General features: G+C 49.5%; 14 protein-coding genes. 8 read left to right on the top strand and 6 right to left on the bottom strand.

From position 1 onward, the window contains the following. Positions 1–170 precede the first annotated feature (170 nt). Positions 171–1,598 carry a glycoside hydrolase 100 family protein gene (locus H6F93_RS08285; protein ID WP_190680046.1) on the bottom strand — a complete coding sequence of 476 codons (1,428 nt, stop codon included), beginning with the start codon at positions 1,596–1,598 and terminating at the stop codon, positions 171–173. Between the two features lie 878 nt (positions 1,599–2,476). Then, a complete protein-coding gene (locus H6F93_RS08280) occupies positions 2,477–5,302 on the bottom strand; it encodes a sensor histidine kinase (protein WP_190680045.1) in 2,826 nt (941 codons plus the stop codon). 522 nt (positions 5,303–5,824) lie between these two features. Here H6F93_RS08280 and H6F93_RS08275 point away from each other — a divergent pair. The 6 genes from H6F93_RS08275 to H6F93_RS08250 all read left to right on the top strand — a co-directional run bounded on the left by H6F93_RS08275 (position 5,825) and on the right by H6F93_RS08250 (position 12,790). Beyond that, positions 5,825–7,024 (top strand): quinone-dependent dihydroorotate dehydrogenase, encoded by a 1,200-nt coding sequence (locus H6F93_RS08275; protein ID WP_190680044.1) that lies wholly within the window; start codon positions 5,825–5,827, stop codon positions 7,022–7,024. A gap of 429 nt (positions 7,025–7,453) precedes the next feature. Next, positions 7,454–8,743: a glucose-1-phosphate adenylyltransferase gene (locus H6F93_RS08270; protein WP_190641654.1), complete on the top strand. Its 1,290-nt coding sequence runs from the start codon at positions 7,454–7,456 to the stop codon at positions 8,741–8,743. A 336-nt stretch (positions 8,744–9,079) separates the two neighbouring features. Beyond that, entirely contained in the window at positions 9,080–9,670 is a 591-nt protein-coding gene (locus H6F93_RS08265; RefSeq protein ID WP_190680043.1) for an AAA family ATPase, read from the top strand. A gap of 44 nt (positions 9,671–9,714) precedes the next feature. Further along, positions 9,715–10,713 (top strand): DnaJ C-terminal domain-containing protein, encoded by a 999-nt coding sequence (locus tag H6F93_RS08260; RefSeq protein WP_190680042.1) that lies wholly within the window; start codon positions 9,715–9,717, stop codon positions 10,711–10,713. Between the two features lie 315 nt (positions 10,714–11,028). Then, positions 11,029–12,366 (top strand): ABC transporter substrate-binding protein, encoded by a 1,338-nt coding sequence (locus H6F93_RS08255; protein WP_190680041.1) that lies wholly within the window; start codon positions 11,029–11,031, stop codon positions 12,364–12,366. 88 nt (positions 12,367–12,454) lie between these two features. Beyond that, positions 12,455–12,790, top strand: coding sequence for a hypothetical protein (locus tag H6F93_RS08250; protein WP_190680040.1), 336 nt, complete (start codon positions 12,455–12,457; stop codon positions 12,788–12,790). 296 nt (positions 12,791–13,086) lie between these two features. Here the strand turns inward: H6F93_RS08250 and H6F93_RS08245 are convergent, their stop codons facing one another. Beyond that, positions 13,087–13,380, bottom strand: a complete 294-nt coding sequence (locus H6F93_RS08245) for an NfeD family protein (protein WP_190680039.1) — start codon at positions 13,378–13,380, stop codon at positions 13,087–13,089. A gap of 211 nt (positions 13,381–13,591) precedes the next feature. Beyond that, positions 13,592–13,978 carry a hypothetical protein gene (locus H6F93_RS08240; RefSeq protein ID WP_190641648.1) on the bottom strand — a complete coding sequence of 129 codons (387 nt, stop codon included), beginning with the start codon at positions 13,976–13,978 and terminating at the stop codon, positions 13,592–13,594. Positions 13,979–14,195: 217 nt separating this feature from the next. Between H6F93_RS08240 and H6F93_RS08235 the strand changes: the two genes are divergently transcribed. Beyond that, positions 14,196–17,735: an eIF2A-related protein gene (locus H6F93_RS08235; protein WP_190680038.1), complete on the top strand. Its 3,540-nt coding sequence runs from the start codon at positions 14,196–14,198 to the stop codon at positions 17,733–17,735. Positions 17,736–17,743: 8 nt separating this feature from the next. Further along, positions 17,744–19,081, top strand: coding sequence for a glycosyltransferase family 4 protein (locus H6F93_RS08230; protein WP_190680037.1), 1,338 nt, complete (start codon positions 17,744–17,746; stop codon positions 19,079–19,081). Positions 19,082–19,125: 44 nt separating this feature from the next. Here H6F93_RS08230 and H6F93_RS08225 read toward each other — a convergent pair whose 3' ends face one another. Then, on the bottom strand, positions 19,126–19,341 hold the full coding sequence (locus tag H6F93_RS08225; RefSeq protein WP_190680036.1) for a DUF6887 family protein: 216 nt from the start codon (positions 19,339–19,341) through the stop codon (positions 19,126–19,128). Beyond that, positions 19,338–19,475: a DUF6888 family protein gene (locus H6F93_RS35085; RefSeq protein WP_524537917.1), complete on the bottom strand. Its 138-nt coding sequence runs from the start codon at positions 19,473–19,475 to the stop codon at positions 19,338–19,340. Before H6F93_RS35085 ends, H6F93_RS08225 begins: the two co-directional genes overlap by 4 nt. Between the last annotated feature and the right edge of the window lie 16 nt (positions 19,476–19,491).

The following is a 19,491-nucleotide window of genomic DNA, read 5'->3' as shown; positions in this document are numbered from 1 at the left end:
ATGGGTATGTCGTAGTAGTGCGTCAAGCTTAGAACGTTGGGTTCCGCTGCGCTTCACCCAACCTACCTAACTACAAGCAGTAGAACCGTAAGTTGGGTGGAGCAGAGCGGAACCCAACCCTTTAGGCTTGCCGCGCTACTACATCAGGAGATTGTCAGTCACCCAGGTCCCTATCCACACCGATATTCTGAAAGAATGCCAAGTAGCTCTTGCATTTCAGGATCTTCATCGAAACTGATCAGCTTCATGTGATCAGGGTTTGCCATTAGCTCTTTGGCTAAAAGGTATCCGGCAACTGTCCAGGTTTGATACTTTCGAGAAGCCTTTCCGACTAAGCGACCATTGCGACCGTCATAGTATTCTGGCCATTCGTCTTCGGCTAGTCGTCTTTCGGCAATCTCGATCGCCTTCCAGCCAAGTTCTGTCCGTCCAGTTTTTTGGGCAGCGGCTACCAGCGTCCAAAGTAGTACGGGCCAGTTGCCGCCGTTGTGATATGACCAGGGTACGTTCTTGGGATCGCAGCCCGTAAGAATTTTCCATTCCAAGCCTTCGACAGCAGGAAAGCAGATTTTCATGGGCATGTAGCCAATCAAGTCGTGCCAGCGCTGCTCGATCAAATCAATGATAGATTGGCATTCTTCGACGCTGGCGAGAGAGCAGATGATCGCCATCAGGTTGCCCAGGGAGAAAAAGCGGAAATCCATTTGGGCAGGGCCAAGGTTGCCTGCCAAATAGCCGCCTCGCTCAGGCATCCATTCGGTGAGCCAGTAGGGAATGGAGTCGGGGTAAATGTTGAATTTGTTGACAGCGGCGATGCCGAATTCTTCGCCTTTGTAGCGATAGATATTGTTGAGCCGCTTCAGGTCAAGCCAGTAATACTCACGAATGTGGTAGTTGAGAACGCTGAGGCGCTGGTTAATCACCTGAATGTAAATGTCGCCGCGCCGACCCGGAAGTAGCAGTTCTCGTGCAGCACGCAGGGCAGCGTAGAAGAGCGCTTGAATTTCCAGCGGATGGCCGTAGACTCCCATGCGGCGATCGATCATAAACGCCCCATCTGCAACCAGAAGCGTGGGATACATATCAAAGCGATCGGCAAGGCAAAGTTTGAGAATGAGTACGATGCCGCGCTGAAATTCGGGCTGGTGGGCCAGGTCAATGTCCCCAGTGGCTTTGACGTATGCTCTAAGCAAAATCATCCACCACAAACAAGAATCAACGGGAGTGACTCTGCCGATCGCATGTTCGCCAAAGTCAGCGGCAATGTGCTGATGCCCGTTCCAAGATTCGACTTTAAAGCTGGCAGGCATGAGTCCTTGTCCTGCATTAAAGCAGTCCATCTGCTTGTCATGACTTTGCAAGGCCAGAGTTTCAATCAGAAAGTTACGCACAATTTCTGCTCTGCCGCTGATCAAAAAGAGGAGAGCGGACGAGACAAAATCTCGCACAAAACATTGGTCGTAGTTTAAGGCTTCGACTTCGCGATCGCGTGCAGCCACCGTACCAACTGGGCGATCGCCATAATAGATAATCGAGTCTTCGAGCAATTCCCAAGCCTTTTTAACCAAATCGTGCCCCAGGTCGCTTCCCGTTCCCATCGTTTAACCGTCTCCCCGGTTGATTCAAATCGTTGTGGAAGTGATCGTCTGCCACCAGGTTAAGGGCTCTCTTTCTAAGCCTGCTGTGATTTAAGGCATGGCTGTGCTGTAAGCCTTCACAAAAATCAACAGCAGATCTATGACAACATCTAGCTCAAGAAGTTTTAAGGAATGATGAAGCGGAAGACTGCTAACCGGAGTCTTTACACTTCAAACCTCTTGCTTCGTGATGAAGTTGCTCTAGAGAAAAAGAATGGCTGTTGTCAACCAAAAGACCTCAACCTTATTCAAATGGCATTCCAACTGTGCACCCTGAGTTGACGATTGCTTTATGTGGAATTTGACAACTTAAACCAAGGAAAGTTGCAGCTTGCCAGGCAAAACTTAGTCAGACTATTGAGAAAACCTAAATTTGCTTAAGTTTTTTCCAAGCGAAGACTTCCAGGAGAGCCTGTAAGTCGGAAGGATTCCGTCTAAGTCTGTCTGACAACCTGGATCAGCTGATGCCATCGCTGTGCGATTAGCTTGATGACTTGAAAGTCTCGCGGCGCAAGGGGTTCAACTCATCAAAGGGGCTAATCATGCTGGCAGTCGCTTTTGTTGCTTGGTTCAGTAGAAATACAAGAATCTATACCGGTTTCAAGGAAACCACGTAGAATTTAGCCGCTTTCGCTGCGTGATCTCAGCATAATCACAATAATGCCTCAGCAGAGTGAATTCTTGATGAAGCGGAGGTAGGGACTGTCTTAGAAGCAGTGAAGATTAGAGCGGAGACGTAGGGAAAAAGGACGAAGGATGAGGGACTGCTGCCAGTTCCATGATTCCTTACTCTCTCAGCGCTCTGCTCGTCCCTAGCCCCCCAACCCCAACCCCTCTCTTCACCACTCATCCTGGATGCTAGTCTTTGGGACGATGACCGTGTTGGCACTGCTGCTGTCGGCGGAAATTGGAATGATTAGACGGCTGAGGATGCGGCTGTCCTCCAGCTTGTAGAGGTTAAATTCGCCGCCAATTTGCTGCATGAGGGATTGGCAGATGAATAGGTGCAAGCCGGGGGGTTGGTCGAGGGTGGAGGGGGCTAGTAGGTCTTGCGATCGCCCTGTGTGCAGTTCCTCTAACAAACGCGGCTCAATCACGCCATTGTCGGTGATGGATAGCTCTAGCCAGTGTGGGTCAAGGGTGCGGCACCAGATGTCAATTCGACCACTGATGGGCGATCGCCGACAGGCAACAGTAAGCAACTCACACAGCACAAACTCAATTTTGCAGATATCACCGCCGATAGTGACGGTTCCCTCGTTGTGCACCTGAGACCAAATTTGGCGTTGCTTCATCAAAGTCTCGACCCGCTCTAGCGATCGCTTCAGCAGACTGGCTAAAGGAATCGTCTCCTGCTCACTATGCAACTGCCACTGCTCGTTCTTCAGCAGTGGGGACATGGTTGAGAGCGTGTTGCTCAACTGCCGCAAAATTTGGTGATAGCGCATACTGGCAAGCGCATCTTTTTGGTGGCTCAGTTCGTTTAGCCGTCTCAGCCCAACGCTGAGTGATCGAGACACTTCTTCAAGCCGCCGATGCTTATACCAGTTCAATCGCTCCAAGTCCTGGCGCTGGGCGGTTAAGGTATCGGTCAAAATCAGGTAACGGCGTGACCATGCTAGTTGACTGACCAACGTTCCCAGTGCATTAAGCTGTCGCTCGGGCCAGTAGCGTTCCAGGCGATCGGCAACTAGTACAATTCCGGCAGGCTCATGCTCTGGAGCAGTCCGCATGGCGATTACCAAGATTTGTCCAATGCCTTCCCCGTTTAGCCACTGTCGAGTTTCTGGGGCGATATCATTGATGCTCAGTGGCAATAGCCCATCCGTTTGCAGCGCCCACTGGATCAACGTATCGGTGTAAACCGGAATCTCCATGCCGGTTGCTACCGAAAACGGCTGACTGTTTGAAAACATGGCTGCAACTTTGGCAGACTTTCGCCCTGGCGACCACGTCACCAGCGTTACCAATGGTACCTGTAAGACCTGAGAAATATGCTGTACAGCCGATCGCTCCAGCTGCTCTAGCTGCTGGGTTTGCTGCATCGTGGTCAAGCCCCACTGGATCGTCTGGTGAACTTTCTGCTGTTGCTCGATCTGGCGCTGAAGCTGCCACTGCCGCAGGATCAAGCCAATCTGCTGGCTCACCACTCGAATGATTTCTCGTTCTGCTCGATTCCAGGTGCGGGCTGACTCATGGCCGATTACCAACAGTCCTTCTAGCGGCCGACCGATCGCCGTACTGCATACCAGAAGGGACTGTACCCCCTGTTCAAGCAAGACCTCCCGCCACGCCATCAGCTTCAGGTCATCATCAAGATTTTCTACCCCGACGGCTTCGGTGCTGCGCTGGAGCATCTGCCAGTCTACTTCATTCAGGGCTTCCAGAGGGGCAGAGAAAGGACGGCGATTTTGGGGCTGACTTTGAAAACAAATTTCAAAAATTTCCTGGTCTGCGTCGTAAAGCAGGACGATGAATCGTTCTGCCTGAAGCCGCTCACAAAGGCGATTAGCGCACTTTCTCAGGGTCGAAACCCAGTCTTCATCGCTGTAGATGGCATAGGCAACTTCAGCAGTCAGGGTTTGGTCTGTTTTGACCTGCTGGATGGTGTCTTCCATATTTTCCAGCGGCGAGGTCAGGGCAACCAGTTGGGCGGCTCCGCGCACGTAGTTTTTTTCTTCCTCTAGCCAAATTCGAGCGTCGTTGCCCTCTAATGCCAGGAAACCAAGCAGTTCGTCTTGAAATAAAATCGGTGCAGCCAGGAGCGATCGCGCCCGAATTTGCTGCATCAGTCGCCCGGTTGTGTCCGCTTTGAGGGAACTGTGAGCTTCGCCAATGGAAACAATCTGGTCGGCAGCAAGTGCCTGGTAAAAGTTGGGTGCTTCCTGCACCGTAATCTCAGCAGCAGGCGGGTTTACGTCTGGCGTACCCAGGGTGCTTTTTTGTCTGCCCATTCTGCGCCAAAAGAAGCGCTGGTTGGGCTCAAACCAGTAAATGTTAGTGCGATCGCAGCCAATAAACTGATGCGTCTCGGTGACGATTGCCTCTAGCCGCTGATCGAGGGCAGGGAGCGATCGCATCCGTGACAGCAGGGTGAGGAGAGGAGTCCCTGGCCGCTTCGTCTGTTGTCGCTGCCAGTCTGCATCAATTTGGTAAAGTGCTGCGCCCAGCCCGCCCAGCATCATCGACAGTCTTGCCTTTTCCTCAGAGTGGGGAGAAACGCCCCACAGGTGTGACCCTAACAGCGCTACCCCAAAGCATCGGTCCTTGTAGCGAATCGGAAAAATAATCGTGCCTTGAATGTTAAATTTTTGAGCTGCCTTGCGCCATTCTCCGGCCCGTGCTTCTTCTCTTAAATCAGGCACACCCAGAAGCCGCTGCTGAATCACAACCTGCTCCAGCAAGTCACCGGGCTGTAGGGCAAGTCGCTGTTTGAGTAGAGCGACATCGCCCAGGGGAGTCTTGCCTCCTTTGCCCAGCAGACGATGATCCAGGCGATCGTATAGCCCGATCCAAATCAGCGCATAATCAAATTCAGCCTGGAGATAAGTCAGAGTCGTTTCAATCAGAACGTCTGCATCTTCCTCCTCACGCAAGACTTGCAGCGCTCGTCCCAAGGCGACAAGTTGTCTCTCATAAGCAGATGGCTCTTTTTGTTGGCCCATGTCACCTAACTCCGGTTCTGTCCGGGCTGCCCCTAATGCAAGTTAACTTTGAATCGAGAAAATTGAGAATAGTGAAAGAAAAGTGATTGGAAAAATCTTACCCAAAAGCAGCCAAGCCAACACGCAGTACAGATGATGTAGAACTGCTACAGCCATCTGGTTCGGCTGCGTCCCGTCGAAGGTATGGTTTTGCTTTCCCGGTTGCCCTTTTTCCTTTACCCGATCTGCTTGAATCAAAGCACCCCAATTTTTGAACTTTTTTTGAACTTTCTGACGTAGCAAGGCTTCTGCATCGTTCCCGCAGTTCCTTACGCTCAGATTTTTGATTGATGGTTTTTATCCTAAATTTGATGCTGGGCAAAATGCTGTGAACGATCTAGTTTGAACAATCTAATGTAGTCAAGTTGACTGATATAGACTGGTATTCTGAAGTTAGAGCATCTGGTTTGGGCAGATAGACATTTCGACATCTCCTGAACTTTAGCTGAATTCTTTAGTCGAATTAGCGACAAAATTGGCAATTTGGACATTTATCAAACGGGCATCCGTCCTCTTCTATTCTCCGGCTTAAAGGCAGATCCAGAATGGCTGCATCAGCAAACAATTAAAGTATTTAGCTGGCTGAGCCAAAATCGCGATCATGACCCTCCGCACTGGCTCTATCAGCAAATTCAGAATGCCTACTGCTTTGAACATCCTTGCCTAAAGCAAAAGCTATGGGATCTGGAGGTCACAAACCCGGTCGGGTTAGCGGCTGGCTTTGATAAAGATGGTCTGGCAGCTGGCATTTGGTCTGGTTTTGGTTTTGGTTTTGCTGAGTTGGGAACGGTAACGCTGCAGCCGCAGCCTGGCAACCCGCGCCCCCGGTTGTTTCGCCTGCCTCTAGATGAGGCGGCTCTCAATCGGATGGGATTTAATAACCAGGGCGCAGCTGCAATGGCGGTAAGGCTGGAGGCAATGGGCGATAAACAGGCGATCGCCACTAGGGTAAAAGGGCAAGGAAATGAGGGTTCTAGTTCCTTGCTGGTTGCCGATCGCCCCAACATTCCTTTGGGCATTAACTTAGGTAAGTCTAAATTAACACCGCTAGAGTCGGCTGCCGCAGATTATCTGGGCAGTTTTCGTTTGCTGAAAGACTGGGGAGACTATTTTGTCGTGAATGTGTCTTCTCCTAATACGCCAGGGTTGCGATCGCTTCAAGCAACAGAACAACTCGAACCAATCTTGCAGGTGCTACAGCAAGAAAATGACCAGCGCAAGCCAATTCTAATCAAAATTGCGCCCGATTTGGAATGGGAAGCGATCGCCGACATCCTGAACTTGGCGCAAGCACATCAGCTGGCGGGCATCATCGCCACCAACACGACCATTCGCCGCGATGGACTTAAAACCCAAATTATTAGCAAAACCGGTAAGCCCGTCACTGAAGAAGCAGGCGGCATTAGCGGTGCTCCCCTACGTCAGCGCTCGACCGAAGTGATTCGCTTTGTTTACCGGCAAACTCAGGGAAAGCTTCCCATTATTGGCGTTGGTGGTGTCTTTACCGCAGAAGATGCCTGGGAAAAAATTACTGCTGGAGCCAGTCTGGTGCAGGTCTATACAGGCTGGATTTATGAAGGTCCAGCCATGGTGCGCCGCATTTTGGAAGGGCTGGTACAAAAACTAGAGGAACATGGCTTAACCCATCTTCATGAGGCGATCGGACTCAGAAATGTGGATTGAGCCCGGAAGCCATTTTGTGAAGAAGCCCTATCTGATGTACGGGCGAAGCATTCGGCAAAAGAATTGTGCTTCAGGGGCAAAGGATTGTAACCGAATGCTTCGCCCTACCGATACCGCTGCTTTACAGACGGGTTTGACATTAGCAGGGGCAAGCCCCCAACCTAAAATTTTTACCTTGATTCAATCCATGTTCGCTTATGGGATACGAAGCCTTGCGACTAAAGCTTAGCTACCGGAGGCGAAGAATCAACAATCTTTAGTGATCTTGCGAGAGCAAATGATCTATCCTCTGGAAAATTTTGTCAAAAAAACCGCCTCTATCTAAAGAATGAGCCTTTTTCTTCCTTGATCCCCTTGCAAACTGCCACTCACAATTGGACACTGGACTTGGGAATGGAATGGCAGTTAAGAGGCAGTTAAGAGGTCATTGTGAAAAACGTATTGTCAATTATTCTGGGTGGCGGCGCGGGTACCCGCTTGTATCCGTTGACAAAACAGCGGGCAAAACCTGCCGTACCTTTAGCAGGAAAGTATCGCCTGATCGATATCCCCGTCAGCAACTGCATCAATTCAGAAATTCTCAAAATTTACGTTCTAACTCAGTTTAATTCCGCTTCTCTCAATCGCCATATTACTCGTGCCTACACCTTTCCAGGCTTTTCAGACGGTTTCGTAGAGGTGTTGGCAGCACAGCAAACCCCCGATAGCCCCAGTTGGTTTCAGGGAACGGCAGACGCGGTGCGAAAGTATCTCTGGCTGCTAGAAGAGTGGGATATTGACGAATATTTAATCTTGTCGGGCGACCATCTCTATCGAATGGACTATCGCCAGTTTGTCCAGCGGCACCGGGAAACCAATGCGGACATTACCCTCTCGGTGGTGCCAATTGATGAAAAGCGGGCTTCTAGCTTTGGTTTGATGAAGATTGATGGCTCTGGGCGGATCGTCAGCTTTTCTGAGAAACCTAAGGGCGAAGACCTGCTGCGGATGCAGGTTGACACCACAACGCTAGGACTGACGCCAGAGCAGGCTAAAGAAAGCCCCTACATTGCCTCCATGGGCATTTATGTGTTTAAGAAAGATGTTTTGATCAAGCTTTTGAAGCGATCGCTTGAGCAAACCGACTTCGGCAAAGAGATCATTCCATCCGCCGCTAAAGACCACAACATTCAGGCTTATTTGTTTGAGGGCTACTGGGAAGACATCGGAACGATCGAGTCGTTCTATGACGCAAATTTGGCGCTGACTCAACAGCCACAACCACCTTTTAGCTTCTACGACGAAGGTGCTCCGATCTATACTCGCGCCCGCTACCTGCCTCCAACCAAGCTGTTGGATTGCCAGGTAACGGAGTCGATGATTGGCGATGGCTGCATTCTCAAGAGCTGCCAGATCCATCATTCAGTGCTGGGAATTCGTACCCGCGTAGAAGCAGGCGGCGTGATTCAAGACACGTTGATTATGGGTTCGGACTATTACCAACCTTTCGCAGAGCGGCAGAGTGACTGTTCTAGCACCGACGTTCCTCTAGGAATCGGCGCGAACACCACCATCCGTCGCGCCATCGTTGACAAAAATGCTCATATTGGTTGTGATGTGCAAATTATCAACAAAGATCACGTTGAAGAAGCAGACCGTGAGAAGGATGGGTTTCATATCATCAACGGCATTGTTGTGATTCACAAGAATGCCATTATTCCTGATGGGACAGTGATTTAACACCCTCCTGTTTGTAGGCTTGGAAACTGGTTGTCTGACAAAACTCCCAAAACTATGGGTTATGCCATGGTTGGGTGAAGCGAGTGTGTTAACCCAACGAAATCTAGGTAAGTGTTGGGTTATGCTCTGCTCCACCCAACCTACGGTTCTACTATTCGTAAGTTGGGTAGGTTGGGTGAAGCGCAGTGTAACCCAACGTTCTAAGCTTGACGCGCTACTACATTAGAAGATTTGTCAGTCAGCTAGGGGTTAGAAGTCCTGGATTTCGGGGATTGGGGCGAAATGCAGCATCTTGGGCTTAGATAAGGCTTGCGTATACACGGTAGCCTTATCTGTATGTCCCAACTCATACTCCTGATTGGATTACCAGGAAGTGGAAAATCTACCCTGGCGCGGCAGCTTGCTGGGTCGGGAGCTTTGCTGATTTCAACCGACACAATTCGAGAACAGCTCTTTGGTGATGAGGCGATTCAGGGTTCCTGGCTTAAAATTTGGGCAGAGGTGCAGCGACAGTTTCAGCAAGCCGTTGATCAAATCAATCAGGGAAAGGCGCGATCGGCAATTTTTGACGCAACTAATGCAGTGCGGCGAAATCGGCGGCAGGTAATTGTTGCAGCCAAAGTTGCAGGTTTTACCCGAATTACAGGACTGTGGTTGGATACCGATCTAGAAACGTGTCTGGAGCGCAGCCGCAACCGCGATCGCCATGTGCCCGAAGACGTAATCTTGCGAATGCATCGCTGTTTAATGGGTGCAATACCCAGTGTGCAGGAGGGAATGCACGACTTGCTCCGCTATTCTGCCTTCCACAAAGCGAGTTATAAGTTGCTCAAGACGGCTGATCAGCTTGATTCAGAGGTTATGGTGGTCGAGGGTGTGGAAATTGCGATCGCACATCAGGCAGGAACCGAACCGCATCAAACTTGACTGCCTGGTAGCTTAGAATCAGAGCCTATGGAGGAAACGGGTTGATGGCTGCGACCGACTTCAAAGACTATTACGCCATTTTGGGAGTAAACAAAACTGCCAGCGCTGACGAAATCAAAAAGGCCTATCGGAAGTTGGCGCGGCAGTATCACCCTGATATGAACCCTGGCGACAAATCTGCAGAAGCCCGCTTTAAAGAAGTCAGTGAAGCGTATGAAGTCTTGTCTGACTCTGACAAGCGGCAAAAATACGACCAGTTTGGACAGTATTGGAAACAGGCTGGCCGTGGTGGCTGGCCGTCCGGCGCTGGAACCGACTTTGGCGGATTTGACTTCAGCCAGTACGGTAGCTTTGACGATTTCATCAACGAATTGCTAGGTCGCTTTGGCGGTGCGCCAGCAGGAGGGGGACGACGCACCTACTCCTACCGTCCGGGCGGCAGTTCCCCGTTCGGTGGCTTTGGTGGCTTTCAGGACGCGTCTGGGTTCGACGACTCAATGTCCGCAGGCACAGATTTAGAATCAACGCTGTCACTTACGCTATCAGAAGCTTTTAGAGGCGTTCAGAAGCGGCTCAACCTGGGCGGTGAAGTCATTGACGTAAGAATTCCACCGGGAGCCAAGCCCAAGAGCCGAATTCGGGTAAAAGGCAAGGGACAGGCTAGCCCCTACACGCAACAGAGAGGCGACCTGTACCTGAATGTGGAAATTCAGTCCCATCCTTTCTTCAAGTTTGAGGGAGATAACCTGGTGTGTGAGGTGCCGATCGCCCCAGACGAGGCTGTTCTAGGAGGATCGATTGAGGTTCCCACCCCTGACGGCAATGTGACGATGAACATTCCGGCAGGAATCCGCTCTGGACAAACGCTGCGACTGCGCGGCAAAGGCTGGTCGAAGCCAAAAGGCGATCGCGGTGACCAATTGGTACGAATTGTGATCGTCGCCCCACAAGAGCTAAGCGCCACCGAGCGAGAATACTACGAAAAAATTCGCAGCAGCCGCACCTTTGACCCACGCAGCAACCTAAAACGAGTGAGTCTGTAGGAAGCGATCCGTGTAGTCGGAGCTATAAGCGAAGAGGAGCTATGAAGGAATTGGTCTGTGCCCCTCTTCGCCTCTTTGTATCTGTCTGATATCCGTCCTGGTGGATCAGCAACCCTATAAGGGGCAGTACTGTAGCGACAAATAGCTGAAGGCTTAGCATAGGCTTCTTCGCCTGTCACCCTTCATTTGATTACTTTTTCCGCAATATTGTTTTATGATTAGGCTCACTTAGATACAGAAATTTGGAGGAACCTGAGATTTGATCAGGTCATCCATCTGTCATTCCTTTGACAAGTCGAGGAGTAAAATTTTCAGATGAAAAAGTTTGATTTCAAAGGCACTCTTAAGCCTCGTGCAATTAATTTAGCGATCGCCACTTTAACCGTTGGTTTCCTGGCTGCGGCTTGTCAAGAAGCCCCAACTGAACCTGCTGCTGAGGGCGAAGCTCCTGCAACAGAAGAAACCGCTGCTGCTAGCGGAGACGGTCTGAAGCTCGGCGCACTCCTCCCTGCAACGGGCGACCTGTCCTCTATCGGTCAGCCTATGCTAGATGCTCTTCCCCTGATTGTGGAAGAGGTTAACGCATGCGGTGGTGTCAATGATGCAGATGTCACCCTGGTGGTTGAAGATGACCAGACTGACCCAACTGCTGGTGCAGAAGCAATGACCAAACTGGTTGAAGCAGACCAGGTCGGCGCAGTTGTAGGAGCTTTTGCTAGCAGTGTGTCTACCGCAGCAGTCGATATCGCGGCTCGGACTGAGGTGCCAATGGTGTCTCCAGGGAGCACCAGCCCCGTCTTTACCGAGAAAGCAGCAGCAGGCGACTTTAATGGTTTCTGGGCCCGGACTGCTCCACCGGATACCTATCAGGCAGAAGCGCTAGCTCAACTGGCGATCGATGAAGGCTGGCAAAACGTCTCTACTGTTGTGATCAACAACGACTATGGAGTCGGATTTGAGCAAGCCTTTGTCAGAGAATTTGAAGAGCGTGGCGGCACAGTTGTTAACAAAGACAACCCCACCCGTTATGACCCCAAAGCTACCACCTTTGAATCTGAAGCAGCGGCGGCTTTTGGTGGTGAACCAGACGCAGTTGTTGCAGTTCTCTACGCTGAGACGGGTAGCCTCTTGCTCAAATCGGCTTACGAACAGGGCTTGACTGAAGGGGTGCAGATTCTGTTAACTGACGGGGTGCAAACTCCAGAATTTCCTGAAGCGGTGGGTAAAACTGCTGACGGTAGCTATATTCTGGCAGGAGCGATCGGGACTGTACCTGGTGCAGGCGGCCCTGCTCTAGCAGACTTTACCACTAAGTGGGAAGACGCTAAGGGCGAACCACCCGGAGCATTTGTGCCTCACACTTGGGATGCTGCGGCTTTGCTAATGTTGGCGGCTGAGGCGGCTGGCTCGAACGAGGGAAGCGCGATCGCCGCTGAACTCCGTAATGTGGCAGAAGGCGGCACCGAAGTCACTGACGTTTGCGCTGGGTTAGAAGCACTGCGAAACGGTGAAGACATCAACTACCAGGGCGCTAGCGGCAACGTTGACATTGATGAAAACGGTGACGTGGTCGGCAACTACGATGTCTGGACTGTCACTGATGCAGGTCAAATCGAAGTGATTGACCAGGTGATTTTGGGCGAAGGTGAATAAGAGGCGATCTCCCTTCTGACCCAAAAATCCAAGAATGGCACATCTAACTAGATGTGCCATTTTTTATCTTCTTGTTCCCAGATTCCGCTTGGAAATACTAGTAACCACTGCCCTAACTACCGCTACCACTATCACCACCGCCGCCACCGCAATCACCACCACCCCAACTGCCGCCACCGCTGTCACCGCCCCAGCTACTGCCACCACTGCAGTCACCGCCACTCCAACTGATGCTGCCGCTGTCACCGCCCGAGCTGCTGTTGCTAGTGCTGTTACTACAATCACTGCTCGTACTGTTGCTGCTGCTCACGTCATTGGTAGCTTGCATGGTGCTCCAAAAGTCAGCAGAATCAAGGTTCTTTCTCCTCGAAGGACGAGCAAGATGAGTACTGTTGCCTGCCTGACCGCTGTTGCTTCGGCTTGATGCTACAAGGAGCAGAATTATTCCAAGTACTGCTCCTATACCTAACACGAAACCACCGGTCACCTTAGAGGAGAGAGTGGGTTGGGGTTCGTTTGTTATTGGTCTGTTGTTAACAGACAACGTATTCACTGAGTAACTAGAACTTACCGAGTCCGATACAGCAAAAGCCTTCGTTCCTTGGATAGAAGGGGAAGCGGCGATCGCCAAACTTAAACATCCCATGCAAAGTCCTTGCGTTGCTTTAAAGCTAATCCGTTTCATGACTTAATCTCCGTTTTGGTTGATTGGAAAATGCTTCAGCACGAAATGTCTTGGCGATCGCAAATCGAGATAGGTTCAATCAAATCTTCAAGTTCATTCATGCGATAGTTACTCGGTACTACAAGTAGCGTGATTCCTTTACGCCCAATTACATTGACAAGTTGTCCGGGAAAAATCGCTGTAATGCAATCTGTCGGATAAAGCTGTGCAGCCCAACAGGTGCCAAAACATTCGACCCTTCCAGGGCGATTTTGAGTAATGGTTTGATCAACTTTGCCCTGGGTTGGAGTTGAAAAGATTTCAGGGCGATCGGGTAGAAATAAGTCCATTTGATGCACCTCTCAAACGTTGTGATCCTTTGTGATTGTTGACTTTAAGGAAAGTTCAAGTACTAATCAAAAAGGCTGACAGCAATATCTCACTGTCAGCCTTTGTAGCTAGTGACTCAACTCTCCTGGCTGAAAAGTTATTCAGTTATAGATTGCAAAACTAGTAGCTGTAACAGCCACTTAGTATTGTTGATACAGAGTAGTTTTCATTTCAACGTCTGTGATCGGTTAGGTAAGAAGCCGTTAGGTAAAGCACAGGAGAGATATTGCTTCTCTTACATTTGGAGAAGTCCAGCTTTGCAGACAAGTAACCTTCAGGTAAAGCCTTAAGCACCTCTCGTCTGAGATGACCGCAGTGATTAACAATGTCGCTGCTAGCATTATCTGTCCAGCTTTCCAAATACTCTCTCAACACGTCGGGCGAACAGCGCATTGAACCGCAGTACGAATAAACGCTGATCTCAATTTCGCTAGCACTCAGCTTTTTAACATTTAGTTCAACTTCCCCATTTTTAGAGTGGTGACATAGATAAATGCCATTCTCTAATGATGCAAACAGTGCATCAAGGGAATCAGGAGTACCGGGCTGTAGGTACATCGATATACCTCTACATCAGGTTGTGTCTTAGCCACGCAGCCTCACACCGAATTATCAACTAATTCTAGATGACTTATCAAGTTGATAATATGAGTATAGTGTTGGTAATTTGACTTGTCAATCGGTAGAATTGGATTTATCAAATAGTCAGCTAGGTTCTCCTCGGTCGTAGCTCAAATCAATGGCCCTCTGAGAACCTGTGCAGAGGTGTTCTTGTATGACCGAGTTCCCTGAAGATTTCCTGAATAACATTGCCGTTGCCCACAAAGTATCAAGCGCTGAGCTACTAGCATTACGTCATGCTCTGGCAGGACAGACGGCAGAGGCAAGTGCAAAAACGCTGGGGGTTAGCGCGGTTGCTGTCCGTAAACGGTTGGGTTCGGTCTACAACAAATTTGCGATACCGGGCGGCACACCTGGAAAGTTAGAGGCGCTGCGAAGAATTTTGTTGGAGAAGCAACGCTCTTTTCAGCCGTTGTCTACTGCATTGCCTTCGGGTTTAGAAGATATTCCTAGCGCTCCCATTTTCTTTGGGCGCACAGCTGAGCTACAGACGCTAGAAAGCTGGATTACCGTAGACCACTGCGCTTTAGTGACTGTGTTGGGCATGGGTGGGATTGGAAAAACTACGCTGACCGCAAAGTTAGTAGAGCGATCGCAAGACAAGTTTGAAGGGGTGTTGTGGCGATCGCTGCGTAACACCCCCCTCCTCAAAGATGTCTTATCTGATATCCTGCAAAATTTAGCTCATCTACCCGCAACTAAACTGCCTGGAGATGTAGAAGGAAGACTAGTACAACTCATCGATTGGCTAAACAGCCATCGTTATTTGTTAATCCTGGACAATGTAGAGGCAATTCTGCAACAGGGTGTGCTGGTCGGTTCTTATAAAGATGAGTATGAGGATTATGGTGAGTTATTCACGAGGGTAGGAGTTAGTTCTCATCAAAGCTGCCTGGTGCTGACCAGCCGAGAGAAACCCAAAGAAGTTGCACTATTAGAAGCAGCAGGATCAACGGTGCGATCGCTTCGACTACAAGGGTTACACGCGACAGATGCACAAGCACTACTGCAATCGAGAGGTTTGTCCATTCCAACACATGAGCTAGATGAGTGCAAGAGACTGATCGAACGGTATCGAGGAAACCCATTAGCCTTAAAAATTGTTTCAACCACAATTCAAGAAACCTTTGGTGGCAACATTTCAGATTTCTTAGGACAGGAAGAGGATTCGATCTTTTTAGGAGATATTCGTAGCCTGTTAGATCAGCAGTTTGAGCGCCTTTCTGAGTTAGAGAAAGATGTGATGTACTGGTTCACCATCAATTTGGAACCCGTTTCAGTGGCGGAACTGCGAAGAGACACGGTTTTACCTATTTCTATTGGAGAATTGTCAGAAGTCATCGAGTCCTTGAGACGGCGATCGCTGATTGAGGTTGAGCAACGATCATCCTTTACACTACAGCCCGTGGTCATGGAATACATGACAGATCAACTAATTGAACAGGTCTGCCAGGAAATTAAGACTGAGAAAATCGATCTGTTTAATCGCTATGCTCTGCTCAAAGCGGAGTCCAAAGACTATGTTAAAGCCTTGCAAATTCGCTCAATTCTTCAACCAATCATCAATCGACTACTTGCTATTTTTGGTGGTGCAGAAGGGGTAGAACAGCAGCTTAAGCGAATTCTTGCGGCTCTACCCAAACAACGACCGATCACACCAGGATATGCAGGCGGAAATATTATCAACTTACTCTGCCAAATTAAGCAGGTGATTGGTGGTGAGTATGATTTTTCTGATATTGCGGTTTGGCAAGCCGATCTGCGATTTGTTAGCTTACATCATGTCAATTTGGCGGGCGCTGATCTGGCAAAATCTGTTTTTTCTGAAACGTTGAGCAGTATTTTGTCGCTCATGTTTAGTCCTGATGGGCAACAGTTAGCCACAGGAGATGTAGATGGAGAAGTTCGGTTGTGGCACATCGCGGACGGTAAACATCATTTAGCGTGGCAGGGAAAACACAATAGCTGGGTGCGAACTGTAGCCTTTAGCCCGGATGGCACACGTCTCGCCAGCAGTGGCGGTGATCAGGTCATCAAACTGTGGGATGTGAATCAAGGAATTTGCTTGCGTACCTACAAAGTGAAAAACAGTGGCCCGGTGCGATCGCTTGCCTTTAGTGCGGACGGCACCCTACTCACTAGTGGAGGAGATGACTGTCACGCCAGGCTGTGGGATGTCAATACGGGCAAATGTCTCAACACCTTAAAAGGGCACAAAGGCTGGGTGTGGTCAGTTGCATTCAGTGCTGATGGTGTCCTTCTTGCTAGTGGCAGCGAAGATCACAGCGTGCGGGTGTGGGACGTCCGCACCGGACAATGTATTCACACTTTGGAGGGGCATCAAAACTGGATTTCATCCGTTGCCTTTAGCCCAGACGGTATCACGCTCGCCAGTGGCGGTGGAGACTGCTGTATTCGCCTGTGGGATGTGCGGCTTGGCAAATGTCTCACTGTGTTTGGGCAGGCAACAGAAAGGCATACCAACTGGGTGTGGTCAGTTGCCTTTAGCCCCGATGGAACGGTACTAGCTAGCAGTAGTGATGACCACACGATCAAGCTATGGAATGTTACTGATGGCACTTGTGACGCGACGCTGAAAGGACACACAAATAGGGTTGGGGCGATCGCCTTCAATTCCAACAATGTGCTAGCCAGCGGCAGTGAAGATCAAACGATCCGGCTATGGGAAACAAACACCCGCAAATGCCTCAAAATCCTCAACGGTTACACTAATCGCATCGGAACTGTTGCTTTTAGTCCGCATGGATTTATTCTCGCCAGCGGCAGTGATGACCGCAAAGTGAGAATTTGGGATTGTCGCACTGGCAAAAGTTTTGCTGCCTTAGGCGGGCACACAAACCGGGTAGGAACGGTTGCCTTTAGTCCAGATGGAATGTTGCTTGCCAGTGGCAGTGATGATTGCACTATTCGGATATGGGATGTTCGCACCTGGCAATGTATCAAAATTCTGAAAGCTCATACCAATTGGGTTTCTACAGTTGCTTTTAGCCCAGATGGAATGTTGCTTGTCAGTGGCAGTGATGACTGCACCATTCGGGTATGGGATGTTCGCACCTGGCAATGTATCCCTCCATTGAATACACATACGAGTCGTCTGCGTTCAGTTGCCTTTAGCCCAAATGGTTTGCTCCTCGCCAGTGGCAGTGATGATAAAACTGTCAGACTGTGGGATGTTCGCACTTGGCAATGTGTTAAAACGCTTGAAGATGATAACTGGGTCTGGTCTGTCACTTTTAGCCCTGACAGTCGTATTTTGGCGAGTGGAAATGAGGATTGTACTGCCCGATTATGGAATATTGATTCCGGTGAATACAGTGCTTTAGCAGGACATAGCAGTCCTCTCCGGTCGGTAGCATTCAGCCCAGATGGCCGCATTTTCGCCAGTGGTAGTGGCGACAAAACAGTTAGGCTTTGGGACACTCAAACGGGCGAATGTCTCAAGATTTTAGAAGGTCATACCAATTGGGTGAAGGCGATCGCCTTTAGCCCCACTGGTGAAACGATCGCTAGCGGCAGTGATGACGAATCCATCATTATTTGGGATGTTAAAACGGGAACACTTCTCACTCTTCTGAGCAGTGAAAAACCCTATCAGGACACGAAAATCACCGGAGCTACGGGCATTACCGACCCGCAAAAAGCCTCATTAAAAGCGCTGGGAGCATTTGAGTAAATAAAATAATGGACAGTGAGATTTACTACTCAAACAGAGTTTGTCAGGCAATTCCCCAATCTTTTGATATAGGATGCGACGCTAATCGTCCAAGTCATTCACGCTCAAGTAGGCAGCGAATTGCGCTAATCTCCGACCACGGTGACCCCGCAGCCGAAATTGGATTTGAAGAAGCAGGCGGTCAAAACGTTTATGTTCGTTATGTTGGAGAAACTCTAGCGAAGCTGGGATGGCAGGTGGATATGTTCACTCGCAAAGTGAAACCAGACGATCCTACTGTTGTTCAGCATTCTGCTCATTGCCGCACCATTCGTCTAGTTGCGGGACCGGAGCGGTTTATTCCTAGAGATGAAATTTTTGAGTATATGCCCCAATTTGTAGAAGCATTTGAGGCATTTGGCCGTCATGAAGGAGTTCACTATCCTCTCATCCACACAAACTACTGGCTTTCTGCCTGGATTGGCTTGCAGTTAAAAGCTCGTCATCCTGTGCAACTTGTCCACACCTATCACTCATTGGGAGCTGTTAAGTATCAAACGCTGGCTCATCAACCGGCGATCGCCCTCACTCGACTCGCGGTTGAAAAACAAATTCTTGAGCAAGCAGACTGCGTCATTGCAACCAGTCCCCAAGAACAGGAGTATCTTCACACCCTGGTATCTAGTAAGGGAAGAGTAGAAATTATTCCTTATGGAACTGACCTTGAGATTTTCCACACTATCCCTAAAGCCGAAGCCAGAGCCAGATTAGGATTGAACTTAGATGAGCAGATTGTGCTGTACGTAGGACGATTTGATCCTCGCAAGGGAATCGAAACATTAGTTCGCGCTAGTGTCAAAACTGAGACATTTGCTGCAGGTCGGTTAAGACTTATCATTGTCGGAGGCAGTTGCCCAGATCAACCCGACGGACAAGAGCGCAACCGAATTGAACGAATTGTTCAAGAAATTGGGCTGAATGAGAGAACTCTATTTGCAGGCCAAGTGAAGCACAACATGTTGCCGTTCTACTATGCAGCGGCTGATGTGTGTGTGGTTCCCAGCCACTACGAGCCGTTTGGGTTAGTCGCGATCGAAGCAATGGCTTGTGGCACCCCTGTCATTGCTTCGGATGTAGGTGGCTTGAAGTCTACAGTACTATCCGAGCAAACGGGCTTACGGGTTCTGCCTCAAGATACAGAAGCTTTTGCAACGGCGATCGATCGCCTCTTAATCAATAAAGTTTGGGCAATACAGCTAGGTGCCTGTGGATTAGCACAAGTTCGCAAACAATTTAGTTGGAATAAAATCGTCAGCCAGCTTAGCGAACTCTATCAACTCCTGCTATCACAACAGATTTCCCAATAGCTGGCATCTTGCGATCGCCGTTGAAGACATATTCTATTGAACTGCTACTGCTCGGTCTTTCTAAGCTTCTCTTCAAAAATGGACTGTACCTCACCCTCAGGATCATTCAAGTCAAAGGGATAAGGTTGGTATGGAGCATTGGGATCACGGCGGCTCATCAGTACTTCCAAGGCTGCTCTGAATGCCTCTTCATTGTTTCGATGTGCTGAAATAAATTGCTTTAGTTCTGCATTGGTCATCTGATACAGGTTTTGTGTCATAGGACAAAATCCCAATTGCCATCTTCTTTAATTATCAACGTGATCTCGTCAGCTCCCCCAGCTTGAATGTAAATTGTCTTCAATTTCTGGTCGTAACGGAAAACTTGAATAGGCTGGTACAGATTGGATAGCAACTGACAAAGAAAGATT

This window comes from Leptolyngbya sp. FACHB-671, assembly GCF_014695745.1.
Classification (GTDB): domain Bacteria; phylum Cyanobacteriota; class Cyanobacteriia; order Elainellales; family Elainellaceae; genus JAAUTN01.
This window is presented reverse-complemented; position numbering and strand designations above follow the sequence as displayed.

Coding starts and splice junctions, on each gene's coding strand:
- H6F93_RS08285 (WP_190680046.1), bottom strand. CDS start 1,598: ATGGGAACGGGAAGCGACCTGGGGCACGATTTGGTTAAAAAGGCTTGG.
- H6F93_RS08280 (WP_190680045.1), bottom strand. CDS start 5,302: ATGGGCCAACAAAAAGAGCCATCTGCTTATGAGAGACAACTTGTCGCC.
- H6F93_RS08265 (WP_190680043.1), top strand. CDS start 9,080: ATGTCCCAACTCATACTCCTGATTGGATTACCAGGAAGTGGAAAATCT.
- H6F93_RS08260 (WP_190680042.1), top strand. CDS start 9,715: ATGGCTGCGACCGACTTCAAAGACTATTACGCCATTTTGGGAGTAAAC.
- H6F93_RS08255 (WP_190680041.1), top strand. CDS start 11,029: ATGAAAAAGTTTGATTTCAAAGGCACTCTTAAGCCTCGTGCAATTAAT.
- H6F93_RS08245 (WP_190680039.1), bottom strand. CDS start 13,380: ATGGACTTATTTCTACCCGATCGCCCTGAAATCTTTTCAACTCCAACC.
- H6F93_RS08240 (WP_190641648.1), bottom strand. CDS start 13,978: ATGTACCTACAGCCCGGTACTCCTGATTCCCTTGATGCACTGTTTGCA.
- H6F93_RS08235 (WP_190680038.1), top strand. CDS start 14,196: ATGACCGAGTTCCCTGAAGATTTCCTGAATAACATTGCCGTTGCCCAC.
- H6F93_RS08230 (WP_190680037.1), top strand. CDS start 17,744: ATGGACAGTGAGATTTACTACTCAAACAGAGTTTGTCAGGCAATTCCC.
- H6F93_RS08225 (WP_190680036.1), bottom strand. CDS start 19,341: ATGACACAAAACCTGTATCAGATGACCAATGCAGAACTAAAGCAATTT.